Raw genomic sequence first — 13,158 nt, forward strand, 5'->3', positions numbered from 1 at the left:
AATGAAATGGGAGCTTGCAGATAGAGTTAGTGCATTAACACCTTCAACGACGCTAGCCATAACGGCTAAGGCAAAGGAGATGAAGGCTCAAGGAATTGATGTGATTGGTTTGGGTGCAGGAGAGCCAGATTTTAATACGCCTGAGCATATTATACAAGCTGCGTATCAATCGATGACGGAAGGTCAAACGAAATATACTCCTTCTAGTGGATTAAATGAACTAAAAATGGCGATTGTAGCAAAATTAAAAAAGGACCAAGAATTAGAGTATCAACCTGCCAATGTGATTGTTACGAGTGGAGCTAAGCATGCATTATATACGTTATTTCAAGTATTGCTAAACGAAGGGGACGAGGTTATTGTTCCTACGCCATATTGGGTAAGTTACCCTGAACAGGTGAAATTAGCTGGAGGGGTGCCAGTATCGGTTGAAGGAAAAGAGGAGAATTCATTCAAAGTTACCCCTGAGCAACTTCGAAAAGCGATTAGTGAAAAAACAAAGGCATTAATTATCAACTCACCGAGCAATCCGACTGGTATGATATATACATCAGAAGAGTTACAGGCATTGGGAGAGGTTTGTTTAGAGCATAATATTCTCATTGTATCTGACGAAATTTATGAAAAATTAGTCTACAATGGTGCAACTCATACTTCTATTGCGCAACTTTCAAATGAGTTAAAGGAACAAACCATTATTATTAATGGTGTCTCCAAGTCACATTCGATGACAGGATGGAGAATCGGCTATGCTGTTGGTAATGAGAAATTAATTAAAGCAATGACAAACTTAGCTAGCCATTCCACTTCAAACCCAACGACACCGTCTCAATTTGGCAGTATTGCAGCATACAATGGTACACAAGAGCCAGTAGAAATAATGAGACAGTCGTTTGAACATCGATTATTGAACATCTTTAGTAAATTAACTTCAATTCCAGGAGTTACATGTGAAAAGCCACAGGGAGCTTTTTATCTGTTCCCTAATGTGAAAGAAGCGGCAACACTAACTGGATTTGTAAATGTTGATGATTTTACTAAAGCACTATTAGTAGAAGCAAAGGTTGCCGTTATTCCTGGATCGGGCTTTGGATCAGAAGATAATATACGTCTTTCCTATGCTACTTCCTTAGACTTATTAGAAGAGGCTATTCGTCGAATGGATGCCTTTGTTCATGAAAAAATGGCAAAATAATTAAATTCATGAAAATGTGGATCTGTCGGAGAAACTATGAATAGAGTATTGATAGCTTATCAGCCGGATTGTATAATTAGAAAATCGAATGTATAATAGCCATAATTACATATAAGTGTGTATTGGTTTTGGAGGGATTTAATTTGAAAACAACGATAAGTGAAGTAAATAAATATTTGGGACAAGAAGTGACCATTGGTGCCTGGCTTGCTAATAAACGTTCTAGTGGAAAAATTGCTTTTTTACAGTTACGTGATGGAACAGGCTTCATTCAAGGTGTTGTTGTGAAAAGTGAAGTAGAAGAAGCAATATTTAAGCAAGCAAAATCTTTAACACAGGAAACATCTTTATATGTAAAAGGTGTTGTACAGGAGGATTCTCGTTCTCCTTTCGGGTACGAACTACAAGTGACAGGAATTGAAGTAATTCATGAAGCGATTGATTACCCGATTACGCCAAAAGAACATGGAACTGAATTTCTAATGGATCATCGTCATCTTTGGTTACGCTCAAGACGTCAGCATGCGGTTATGAAAATTCGTAATGAAATCATTCGTGCAACATATGAATTTTTTAATAAAGAAGGTTTCGTAAAGGTAGATCCACCAATTTTAACGGGTAGTTCTCCAGAAGGAACAACAGAACTTTTCCACACAAAGTACTTTGATGAAGATGCGTTCTTATCTCAAAGCGGACAGTTATACATGGAAGCAGCAGCGATGGCTTTAGGAAAGGTGTTTTCTTTTGGGCCGACCTTCCGCGCTGAAAAATCAAAAACTCGTCGTCATCTAATTGAATTTTGGATGATTGAGCCGGAAATGGCATTTTATCAATTTGAAGATAACTTAAAGGTTCAGGAAGAGTATGTTTCTTATATCGTTCAATCCGTTCTAGAGAATTGCCAATTAGAATTAGAACGACTTGGCAGAGACACGTCAAAGCTTGAAAAAATTAAAGCGCCATTTCCTCGTATTTCATATGATGATGCTATTAAATTTTTACATGAAAAAGGTTTTGATGATATAACATGGGGAGATGATTTTGGGGCTCCACACGAAACAGCTATAGCAGAAAATTACGATATGCCTGTGTTTATCACTCATTATCCAACAAGCCTAAAACCTTTTTATATGCAGCCAGACCCTGACCGGGAAGAGGTTGTATTGTGTGCAGATTTAATTGCACCAGAAGGCTATGGGGAGATCATTGGTGGATCTGAACGTGTTCATGATGTTAACCTCATAAAAGAACGTGTGAAAGAGCATGGTTTAGAAACAGATGCTTACAAATGGTATTTAGAACTACGTGAATATGGTTCTGTCCCACACTCAGGTTTCGGTTTAGGGCTAGAAAGAACCGTTGCATGGTTAAGTGGCGTTGAACATGTTCGAGAAACGATTCCATTCCCACGTCTGTTAAATCGTATATATCCTTAATATTTCCTTGTATTGTTATACATGAAATATACGAAGGCCACGTACACTTAAAATGTACGTGGCCTCTCATATTTTCAGCAAATGCTGATTTTTTTTATTCAAAGGGGAAAATACATTTTGCACCCCATTGAAATGTTACCGTGGTATACTAAAACATGAGGTGTATGATATGGAATATAAACAGTTGTTCCTTACTTGGCTTGAAGAGGGGAGCATACAACTTCCGCAAATGCTTCTTTCACATTATTCAAAATTAAGCCTTTCTGAAACTGAACTAGTATTACTTATGCAAATAATGGCCTTTCAACAAAAAGGCATTAAGTTTCCAACTCCAGAACAATTAGCAGAAAAAATGACTATCTCATCTGAGTCAAGCGTGGCCATTCTTCGTCGGTTGTTACAAAAAAACCTGCTTGCTATTCAAGAGGAAACATCCAAAGACGGTATTCGTTACGAACAATATTCATTACAGCCACTTTGGGAGACCTTGATAAACAAAATGGAACAAGAAAATAATTCATTAACTGTTCAACAAACTATATTAGATGAGGGAGATTTATACAAAGCCTTTGAACAAGAATTTGGACGAGCTTTGTCGCCAATTGAAGTTGAAACGTTATCTATGTGGATTGACCAGGATGAGCAAAACACAATGATCATTAAGGAGGCATTAAAAGAAGCCGTAATATCCGGAAAACTAAATTTCCGCTATATTGATCGGATCCTTTTTGAATGGAAGAAAAAAGGCGTGAAAACGATTGAGCAAGCTAGATCTCATAGTGAACAATTTCGTCAAAAACAGATTAAACCAGAAAAAATGAATTCGTCTCGAAATAATAACGTTCCATTTTATAATTGGCTGGAGCAGTAATGATTGGGTGGAGGAATTATGTTAAATAAGAAACAAATCAGCTTTTGCTTCGAAGAAATGAAGCAGATGTATCCAAATGCACATTGCGAATTGGTTCATGACAATCCCTTTGAACTAGTTATCGCTGTGGCACTTTCAGCTCAATGCACAGACGCATTAGTTAATAAAGTAACCAAAAGCTTGTTTGAAAAATATAAAACACCGCAAGACTATCTTGCAGTATCACTCGAAGAACTCCAAATGGATATACGATCAATAGGGCTTTATCGTAACAAAGCGAAAAACATTCAAACATTATGTCGCCAGCTGCTTGAAGATTTCAATGGAGAAGTTCCGAGAACGAGAGAAGAGTTAGTTTCATTAGCGGGGGTAGGTAGGAAGACTGCCAATGTAGTTCAATCAGTTGCTTTTGGTATTCCTGCATTAGCAGTAGATACTCATGTTGAAAGAGTGAGTAAACGATTGGGGATTTGTCGATGGAAGGATTCGGTTCTAGAAGTTGAGAAAACGCTAATGAAGAAAATACCAAAGGAAGAATGGTCTGAAACACACCATCGTTTAATATTCTTTGGACGTTACCACTGTAAGGCTCAAAAACCACAATGTGAAGTTTGTCCGTTACTTACCTTATGTCGTGAAGGAAAAAAAAGAATGAAAAATAAACGTACGTAAACATGGATATAATCATTCCCAACGAATTAGTTCACCCTGTATTTTACAGTCAAAACACCCATGTTTTTCTACGAGAAGAAGACCTTTCACACCTTGCCTCTCCTCATTATTTTTATTATGAATTAGTGTATTATTCAGGGGAAAAGTACGAAGATTCTTTTCCGTGGCAAGATCCAAAGCCTTACTTAAAAGAAATGGTAGACGACTGGAGTACGCTTCAAGAAACAATTTCCAATCAAATTAAGCAAGGTGAAAAAGTTTTGGATAATCATATGAAAAAAGGGATTTCATTCTTGTTTATGCTTGTTTTTTGGAGTAATAAAACGCCTGTTATACTAGATAATTGGCAAAAGCATATGGAATCGTTAGAAATAAAAGCATTTAATCTTTGTGAAAGAGTAGAGTTTATTTTATTAAGACCTACATCATACCATTCTTTTATTCAACTTGGTGAGTTAATAAAAGAGCAGTATAAACATGCAGTAAAGCATTTTGTAATAGAAAAAAGATAAATGCGACCTTTTATATGAAGGTACTTTCTAATAGTTTATGAATAAAAAATCGGTGGAATTTTTCCCTCCGATTTTTTTATTTGTATCTCGTGTAACAATTAGTAGAACCGTAATGAATTCTGGATGATCCGAGGTCAGTTGAGCCTTGATGATTGCATAGTTTGAATATAAGTGGGATGCGGAGTTTTGGAAAATTTGTCTGATGAACTTCTCCTAGACGATAGAGTGGTTGTGAGTTCTATCAATTGATTTACTATTAGGGGGGAGTAAGGATAGATGAGGTACATTTGGATAGGCGAAGGAGGAATCACTAACCCGACATTGGTAAAACGAAACAGGGTAATAAAAAGCTGTCCAAAAAGTTCTGTGTTCCTGACTTTTTGGACAGCTTCTTTTATATTTTATTTTAAATGAAGCAATATTTCCTTAATAGCATTTAAGGAGAAGTGATGTTACCATCATTAGGATCTAGAAGATTATCATCTAAAGGTTCCTCAGTAGTATCTCCCGTTTCTGAGTCTGGATTGCCTGTCTCATCATCAGGGCTACCACCTTCTCCTTCCGTGCCATCATTCTCCGTTCCTTCATCGGTATCAGTATCTCCATCAAGCAAGTCATCAAGTAAATCGTCAAGCGGGTCTTCAATAGGTTCCTCTTCTACACCTGGTAGCTCATATGAAATCGAAGCAGGTTCACTTTCTTGTAGATCTGAAACAGCTAATACTTGGAATTGATATTGACTACCTGGTTGAAGATTATCGATGGTTACTGACTTCTTAGTCGTTTTGGCTATTTCCGTTAATGGACCACCATCCATTGAGCTTAAGATGATAAACTCAATATCCTTCTTTGACTTACCATATTTCCATTTTAATTCGATTGTGTTATCTTTCTTCTCCTTTATTTCTAGATTTTCAGGAGCGTCAAGCTTATCGTATAAAGAAGATGTTGATGTAGGCTGCGTTCCTTTAACGAATAATTCGTACGTGATCTTATCGCTCGGAGTGTGATCACTCGGTAGCTTCGCAGGGTTTGTTCCAATTTCAACGGGAGATTCGACAACGGACGCAGGCTTTTTAAAATCGGCTGTCTCTACACCTTCTGAAACATGGCTCATTATATTTTTGAATATTCCCTTTTGAGTAATCTCTCTTCTTTCCTCAGGGGTTAAGTAGCCTGTTTTATCATCATAGCCGACCCATACCGAGAGGGTGTAGTTGGACGTGTACCCAACAAACCAAGAATCTGGTGCATCTTTACTGCTAAATCCAAATTTATCAAGTTGATCTTCATCAAAATTTGTCGTACCGGACTTACCTACTAAAGGTAAACCTGAAATCCTAGTAGAATTTCCAGATCCTCCTGGATGTTCAACAACACTTTTTAGCATATCAGTAATCATATACGCCGTGTAATCCTTCATGGCAATCACCGGCTCTGGTTTCAGGTCAACTTCTGACCCATCTCGAAACTCAATACGAGTAATAGAGTGTGGTTTATTATAGATTCCACCGCTTCCAAATGCTGCGTAAGCCCCTGCCATCTGTAAAGGACTTGTTTTCATCTCGCTTGTCCCTTCAACGCCACCAATAGCAGCACTCTCAAAGTATTCTCTCATATCAATTCCTAGTCGGTTAATAAATTCTTTTGCGTTGTCAGCGCCAACTTCCTTGTACGCTTTAATAGCTGGTATATTTCGTGAATCCCAAATCGCTTCTCTTGTTGTGATCGGCCCTTTAAATTTATTATCCCAGTTGTATGGCGTCCAATCGTTTGGTCCTTCGTACGGGGCATCATCAATGATATGGTATGTTGACCAATTTAAAAATTCGATCGCAGGTGCGTAATCGAGCAAAGGTTTAATAGCTGAACCAGGCTGAAGGCTCGCTTGGGTGGCGAAATTATAGCCCCATTCAACGTCTTCCTGTCCGCTGCGGCTTCCAACGGCTCTTATGGCACCTGTTTGAGTATCTAATAATGAAACTCCCGATTGAACGGTCGTATACAATTCTTCACGATCTACATATGTGGCCATTTCTTCATTTGTTAGCACTTTATTAACATACGTTTGAGCATCAGTATCCAATGTTGTATAGATTTTTAATCCATCTGAAAGGTCATAGCCTTGCTTTTCAACGTCTTCGATTACCATAAAGATAAAGTTATCAAAGTTTTCTTCCTCTGCCGTAAGTCGCTCTTCTTCTTGAACGAGAGTTTCCTTTACGTCTATTTCCATCGCTTTATTCATTTCTTCTTCAGAAATTTTACCATGTTGATTCATTAGTTGTAAGACGATATCGCGTCGCTCTTGTGCCTCTTCTGGATATACAAAAGGGTTATAGTTATTCGGACTTTGCGGCATCCCTGCAAGCTGCGCTGCCTCATGAAGCTCAAGCTCGCTTAATTCTTTGCCATAATAATATTCAGAGGCTGTTGCAATTCCGTAAATACGACCGCCCATTAAAATTTTATTAACATACATTTCAAAGATTTGTTCTTTTGTGTACTCTTGTTCTAGCTGTAGCGCTAACCAGGCTTCCTGCGCTTTACGTTCCAATGTTTTATCTGAGCTAAAGAAGTAGTTTTTTACCACTTGTTGCGTAATAGTAGACGCTCCTTCAGAACCAAATCCACGGGTAACGTTCGCAATGACCGCACCGCCTAAACGAATTGGATCGATACCAAAATGTTCGAAGAAACGAGAGTCCTCTGTCGCAATAATCGCGTCTACTACCGTGTCAGGAATTTCATCAAACTCAACATATTTCCGATTTTCTGAAGAGCCTATTTTGGTGACGAGTTCACCATTCATATCGTAAATTTCAGACGAAATGGTGTCTTTTAATATTGCTTCATCTAATGAAGGTGCTTTACTTACATAGTAAGCGAATAAGCCTCCTCCAGTTAATAAGCCAACTAATCCAAAAAGAAAAGCGAATAAAAATATCTTCTTAAAAATAGATCGCTTATTCTTTGTTTTTTTCTTAGACGATTGCTGGATTTTACGTCGTTCTTCTCTGGTTTTATAGTCACCAGCCATATCAAATTCCTCACTTTCAATCAATAAAAGGTTCATTTAATTTAAATGTTAATTTTTCAACAATTTTAAGATAATCAAGCCGTGGTTGCAAGCCAACAGGTATAGGAAAGCCATTATTGACGATTTCATCCTTCGTAATAGACTTCCTTCCACCATTTACCATCCTATTCCAATAATAGTGCAAGGTAGGGAACGGAAGCAAGAAAATTTCCTCAGAAGAAGAAAAACGTAAAATGACAAACGCAATTCCGTTTTGTTGCACGACTGTTTTCATATGCTCAATTTGATGAGTGTGAAAATTGGCTAATGGAAAAGAGGTTTGATTTTTCGTTTCTTTTGCTTCAAAGTCAATATAGATTCCCTTGAATACCCCATTATAATCTGTCGTGGAAGCTTGTTTAAAATAGGCTTCTTTAATGACTGCGGCACTACGTCTAGGGTAATCAACCTGTACAATTTGAACAGGAGTAGGCTTTTTATGAATGACAGCTATATTTCGATCAAGATAATAGGCGTTGGTATCATTTAAGTCTTCTTCCAACGTCATTCCGCGGTTGCTATAAGAGTGGTTTTTATTTTTAGTGCTTTTGATTCTATGCTGCTTATCCCTTTCCGTGGGTTCGTATCGTTTTCCATTCGGATACTTAAAGTTCAATCTGTTTCACCTCACAAGATAAACATATCATATCAAAAACGAAGAAAGAATGTGTGAATAAAAAGACTTAATTTCTCCAACCTTAACTGTAATAAGGTTAAAGGAGAGAAGTAATGCGAAAATGGGACTATGTTCTTCCTCTTTTGCAGAATGTACCTCCAAAAGAGGAGGAAAGGGTCATCATTGAAAAAATCAATGATATGACGGCCCACCATAATAAAGATAATATTTCGAGAACAAAAGCATATGAAGCTTTTTTTTATCTCCACCCAGAAATTCGTTGGTCGTTTTTAGCCTCCATGGTTTCTAGAAACGCGGGGTGGAATATGACAGACCTCGAAAGTCCAATATTTTGTAAGTTATTACCGAAAAGAAAGCGGATAGAGTTGTTTCAAACTTATGAAAAAGCAAACTGGACTATTTTTTCTGATGCTTTCCCACAACTACTTGTCTACCATTATTCGACGTTATGTAGGCAAAAAAAGTTTCATTTTTTAAGAAATTTTTTTGTTTCTGAGTTTATGATCAGTGAATGGGAAGTCTATTGGGAAAGAAAACTTAATAACAGGCTTTTATATTCTTTAATCGTAAATGAACAAAATATAATAGAAGAGCCCTTAATAAAGCACCCCGCATATAAGCGAAATGTATTCAAAACTCCTGTCTATCGACTTCAAGAATTATTACATTTAAGCTCGGTCATTTTTCCGACAAGAGATGGTGAGTTATTTGGAGGAAGCGTGGTCAACTTTACAAAATTACAAGAAAGAGTGCAATTTGGTAAGAAACTAGCACTATTGTTATTTGAGCCCGTGCATTTTGAAAAGTTTTTAGATTTTAGTTTACATCAGGATCACACGGGTTCTCGTACAGATTATGAAAAATACTTATCCAAGAAACCACTTTATACAACTCCATGGCTTCGGCTTTCATATCCAATAATTTCACATCACGTTCACGAAAAAGAGGATTGGTCTCAAAAGCGAGGACCAACGCCTGGTTGGGAAAAAAGCGTAGCTCCCTTTAAGCAACCTAATCTCACTGAGTGGTTTTTTTATCAAAGAAAAAAATTGGAGTGGTTTAAGCGAATCTGGGAATTTTTACACGGATAACAACAGAAATAGGAGGGTGGAGATAAAAAACGAAAAGAGAGAGTTAGAAACGTAACAAACTCTTTTCGTAATGGGTTAGATTATATTTCTTCTATGGGGTATTTACGTGGCAGGGCGATTAGGCCCTTCTAATTTAGGGTTTCCATATCCTGCTTTCTGCTGTTCTTTCGGTTGATTTTTTGATTTTGGCTGATTTTTTGCCATGATTAGCACCTCCTTTTCTTATTTTCTCTAAAAGTAAAAGATTCATTCAAGTAGTTGTCGGAAATTCTGTTCCTGTTAGTAGAAAGTAATTTTCTTTGTCACTTCTCTTCTAGTTTTGTCAAGGTGGAAGGGAATTGTCCCTTCACATAGAAAGTTAGGAGTGAAAGAAAAAGGGAGGTTATATCGATGGTGAAAGAAGAAGTAATCACGAAGTTAGTGAAGTTAGAGCGAATGCTTTCTACGTTGGATAAACAAATAACCGACTGTATTTCCCTTGAAAAGCAAAAGCAGTATTTGCAGTATGAACTCAAATTATTAAAACTCAGTCAAACTCTTCAGTATAATGAGAAAAAAGTCAAGATTATTGTTGATATTCAAAAATTAAAAGCGCAGCACCAAAAGCCAAGAGAGGCTGTACTTGAATTAGGGTCCTAATCAACATAAAATAAAACATAGAGAAAAAGTAGCTATTTTGAGCTGCTTTTTTGTTGTTAAAATGTTCAAAAAATAAACCGTATGAACTAATGAAGGGAAGGCTTTAATTGAACAACTTACTTCAGTTAACAGAGGAACTGATTCATTATAATGAAGAATTAAAAGAAATTTATGATTCAAAGAGGGCTAGTGGGGATAAAGGAGACTTTTATAATGAGGTAAAACCCTACGCGGACAAAGTAAGGGACGTATTAAATAAATGGGAACAGGCTTCACTTGAATGGATTAAAAAGGCTCAGCCTAAGTACATACATCGAATGCAAATACAACAAACACTTGATAATGTAGAACTGGTTTCCGTCCAAGCGTTTTATCCAGAAACAAGCTATAATCGTTTTCAAAGTTATCACCAATCCATTCACTATAATTTACAAACCATAAAGAATGAATTAACGAAAAGTGTATGATGTTCACATAATGGTTTAGAAAGCCTTAATATTAAGTCATAATAAACAAATAATACGATATCTAAATATTGAGTGAAACAAAAAAAGAATAGTGGGAATGGGATCTCTCTCCACTATTCTGGTTCAATTTAATGGGTCACAGGAGCCATTACATCTTAAAATTTTTTAATATTTGAAGTATCATGATCAAATGGAATAAGTGCACCGTTCTGTTCAAGTTCTTGAATGAGCATCGAATAATCTTTTAATGTGATCTCGTTAGAGATATAAATGTTCTTAGTAAAGTCTAATAAATCGTTAACGTTTTCTGTATGATATTGACGTCTCTGAATAAACCTTTCTTTTAACTCTTGAACATTCACCATTCATTCCCCCTTCAAGACGTTTTTTGCACGTCTATATACTTGTATCGTAACATAAATTTTGGAAATGTCTTTTTGTAAGAAAAATGAGACTTTCGACAGAATTCGCTGTTTGTTGATTAAAGATATAGGTATTACACCAATTTATTATTGAAACATATGATACTAGAAAGTGATGTTATAAGGAGGAATGATGATGAATAGACGCCATCGCTTCCATTATTATCGGCCATATCCAATGAATCAGTTTGTTAATCAAGTTGGACATCCGTATAATACAGGTCCTAACCATTATCCCACCCCTGCCAATCAAGCCAATCATTCCAATGGGGTTGTCCTTCCCCCACCCCAACCAGAAGGGTACAACAATATGTGGAATGCTCATTCAGGCCAATCACCATATCAACATCAACAAAGTGAATTTTTTCAAAACCCATTACAACAAGAAGAGGAATATTATTATCCAACTCCTAGACCAAGACCACAAGGGTTTGCGAATCCATACCCAAAGGGTAGCTTTGCTATAAAAAATCAACAAGGCGGCGTTAATTCGATAATGAATTCATTTAAAGGGAAAGATGGGAGTCTTGATTTAAATAAGATGGTAAATACGGCAGGTCAGATGATGGGAGCCATGAATCAAGTCTCGGCTCTTGTGAAAGGGTTCGGGAGTATCTTTACTTAAATAGGGGTTAGTTAATCGTTCATCGTAAGATTTATAATAAAGAGCCGAGATCTGACAACTGGTCGGATCTCGGCTCATTTTTTCTGCAGGGAATTTCATTTAAATAAGCAAGTAGATGATCGCTATTCTTTCATTCCACCTTAAAGTGACTTATTTTATTTCTATGTTTCTCCCTTTTAGCTTAGGCAAGACTAATTTTAATACGCCATCTTTGTATGTGGCTTTAACATGTCGGTCATTAATTGGAGTAGATAGCGGTATGGTTCTAGATGTACGGTGATAAGCTTTTTGTTGTGATGATTTATTGATCAAATCGTCCTTCTCTTCCTTGAGTTCGTTCTGTTCTACGGATATGGTTACGTAATTTTGAAGAATATCAATTGTTAATTCATCCTTTTTCACTCCGGGTAATTTTGCTGTTACAATAATCTCTGTTTTCGTTTCTTCTGTGTCGACGGGAAATCCGCCAAATGGATACGGTGAAGAGAAGAATTCGTCTATACTTTGCAATAGCCCTTTTACTGGTCGATCATGAAAGAAACCATTCATTGATTTCATCATATCACCAAAGGGTTCACGGTTATTTTTCGAAGGGCGATTTGAATTTTGCTTTTCCATGTTTTTTCCTCCTTTGAAATGGAAATTCAATGTGATTTATTTTATGCTAGTGAAAGGATGATGTGCGATGTCAACAAAAAAACGTAAAGAAGGGGTTTGAAATAATGGAAAATTTTAAAATATCAGATGGTGGATTGGCTTACTATGATCGTGGTGAAGGCGAGGTAGTCCTTTTACTACATGGTTTTTGTGGAAGTAGCGCATACTGGGATGAACTTGTCCCACTTTTAGACAGCCATAGAGTCATCACAGTCGATTTAACTGGTCATGGGAAATCTCGATTTCAACAAGGTCTGCTGTCAATAGAAGCTATGGCGAATGATATTTACCAACTATCTCAAGAGCTAACGCTACCTCCATTTCATTTATTTGGCCATTCCCTTGGTGGATATATTACCCTTGCCTATGCAGAGATGTATGAAAAATCATTGAAAAGCTTTGGCTTAATCCATTCAACTGCTTTCCCTGATTCTGAAGATGCAAAGGAAAAGCGACTAGGAGATATACAAAATATTGAATTAAATGGAATGGTTCCCTTTACAAATAGCTTAGTTCAAAAATTATTTAGTAATGAAAGCAATCCTCATTTTAATGAATGGAAAAGAAAGGCCATTGAAATTGGATTAATGACTCATTCAGAAGCGGCTCAAGCAATGCTAATTGCTATGAGAGAACGGATAGATCGACGAATGACCATTGTTCATGCCAAAGTTCCTGTTTTACTAGTTGCTGGAGAAAAAGATAGGATTATTCCGGTTGATAAGGTCTATACATCGAATCATCCGCATGTAAAAAGAGTACTTCTAAAAGAGTCAGGTCATATGGGAATGGTAGAAGAAGCAGATCTTTTAGCATTTGAATTGAAGAAATTTATGATGAGAAGGGATTAAGAGA

14 protein-coding genes are annotated in these 13,158 nt (G+C 36.8%); 10 read left to right on the forward strand and 4 right to left on the reverse strand.

Annotated elements, in window-relative coordinates; genetic code table 11:
* Position 1: 1 nt before the first annotated feature.
* From WAK64_RS09155 to WAK64_RS09175, 5 genes are all read left to right on the forward strand, one after another.
* Positions 2-1,195: a pyridoxal phosphate-dependent aminotransferase gene (locus tag WAK64_RS09155; protein WP_336586661.1), complete on the forward strand. Its 1,194-nt coding sequence runs from the start codon at positions 2-4 to the stop codon at positions 1,193-1,195.
* Positions 1,196-1,338: 143 nt separating this feature from the next.
* Complete coding sequence (asnS, locus tag WAK64_RS09160) at positions 1,339-2,631, forward strand: asparagine--tRNA ligase (RefSeq protein ID WP_336586662.1); 1,293 nt, start codon at positions 1,339-1,341, stop codon at positions 2,629-2,631.
* Positions 2,632-2,800: 169 nt separating this feature from the next.
* Complete coding sequence (locus WAK64_RS09165) at positions 2,801-3,502, forward strand: DnaD domain-containing protein (protein WP_336586663.1); 702 nt, start codon at positions 2,801-2,803, stop codon at positions 3,500-3,502.
* A gap of 18 nt (positions 3,503-3,520) precedes the next feature.
* A complete protein-coding gene (gene nth / locus WAK64_RS09170; protein ID WP_336586664.1) occupies positions 3,521-4,174 on the forward strand; it encodes an endonuclease III in 654 nt (217 codons plus the stop codon).
* A gap of 2 nt (positions 4,175-4,176) precedes the next feature.
* Positions 4,177-4,686 (forward strand): YpoC family protein, encoded by a 510-nt coding sequence (locus WAK64_RS09175; RefSeq protein WP_336586665.1) that lies wholly within the window; start codon positions 4,177-4,179, stop codon positions 4,684-4,686.
* Positions 4,687-5,122: 436 nt separating this feature from the next.
* Here the strand turns inward: WAK64_RS09175 and WAK64_RS09180 are convergent, their stop codons facing one another.
* Entirely contained in the window at positions 5,123-7,726 is a 2,604-nt protein-coding gene (locus WAK64_RS09180) for a PBP1A family penicillin-binding protein (RefSeq protein WP_336586666.1), read from the reverse strand.
* Between the two features lie 16 nt (positions 7,727-7,742).
* On the reverse strand, positions 7,743-8,381 hold the full coding sequence (recU, locus tag WAK64_RS09185; protein WP_336586667.1) for a Holliday junction resolvase RecU: 639 nt from the start codon (positions 8,379-8,381) through the stop codon (positions 7,743-7,745).
* Between the two features lie 113 nt (positions 8,382-8,494).
* On the opposite strand from recU, the gene WAK64_RS09190 reads away from it, so the two are divergent.
* From WAK64_RS09190 to WAK64_RS09200, 3 genes are all read left to right on the forward strand, one after another.
* Positions 8,495-9,493: a DUF2515 family protein gene (locus WAK64_RS09190; RefSeq protein ID WP_336586668.1), complete on the forward strand. Its 999-nt coding sequence runs from the start codon at positions 8,495-8,497 to the stop codon at positions 9,491-9,493.
* 390 nt (positions 9,494-9,883) lie between these two features.
* A complete protein-coding gene (locus WAK64_RS09195) occupies positions 9,884-10,132 on the forward strand; it encodes a hypothetical protein (RefSeq protein WP_336586669.1) in 249 nt (82 codons plus the stop codon).
* Positions 10,133-10,239: 107 nt separating this feature from the next.
* Positions 10,240-10,599: a YppE family protein gene (locus tag WAK64_RS09200; RefSeq protein WP_336586670.1), complete on the forward strand. Its 360-nt coding sequence runs from the start codon at positions 10,240-10,242 to the stop codon at positions 10,597-10,599.
* Positions 10,600-10,754: 155 nt separating this feature from the next.
* On the opposite strand, the gene yppF is transcribed toward WAK64_RS09200, so the two are convergent.
* Positions 10,755-10,964 carry a YppF family protein gene (gene yppF / locus WAK64_RS09205; protein WP_336586671.1) on the reverse strand — a complete coding sequence of 70 codons (210 nt, stop codon included), beginning with the start codon at positions 10,962-10,964 and terminating at the stop codon, positions 10,755-10,757.
* A gap of 187 nt (positions 10,965-11,151) precedes the next feature.
* Here yppF and WAK64_RS09210 point away from each other — a divergent pair, with 187 nt between their 5' ends.
* A complete protein-coding gene (locus WAK64_RS09210) occupies positions 11,152-11,646 on the forward strand; it encodes a YppG family protein (RefSeq protein WP_336586672.1) in 495 nt (164 codons plus the stop codon).
* 150 nt (positions 11,647-11,796) lie between these two features.
* On the opposite strand, the gene WAK64_RS09215 is transcribed toward WAK64_RS09210, so the two are convergent.
* Complete coding sequence (locus WAK64_RS09215; protein ID WP_336586673.1) at positions 11,797-12,264, reverse strand: Hsp20/alpha crystallin family protein; 468 nt, start codon at positions 12,262-12,264, stop codon at positions 11,797-11,799.
* 104 nt (positions 12,265-12,368) lie between these two features.
* On the opposite strand from WAK64_RS09215, the gene WAK64_RS09220 reads away from it, so the two are divergent.
* Positions 12,369-13,154: an alpha/beta fold hydrolase gene (locus WAK64_RS09220; protein ID WP_336586674.1), complete on the forward strand. Its 786-nt coding sequence runs from the start codon at positions 12,369-12,371 to the stop codon at positions 13,152-13,154.
* The last annotated feature ends 4 nt before the right edge of the window (positions 13,155-13,158 follow it).

The organism is Bacillus spongiae (genome assembly GCF_037120725.1).
In the GTDB taxonomy this organism is placed as follows: domain Bacteria; phylum Bacillota; class Bacilli; order Bacillales; family Bacillaceae_K; genus Bacillus_CI; species Bacillus_CI spongiae.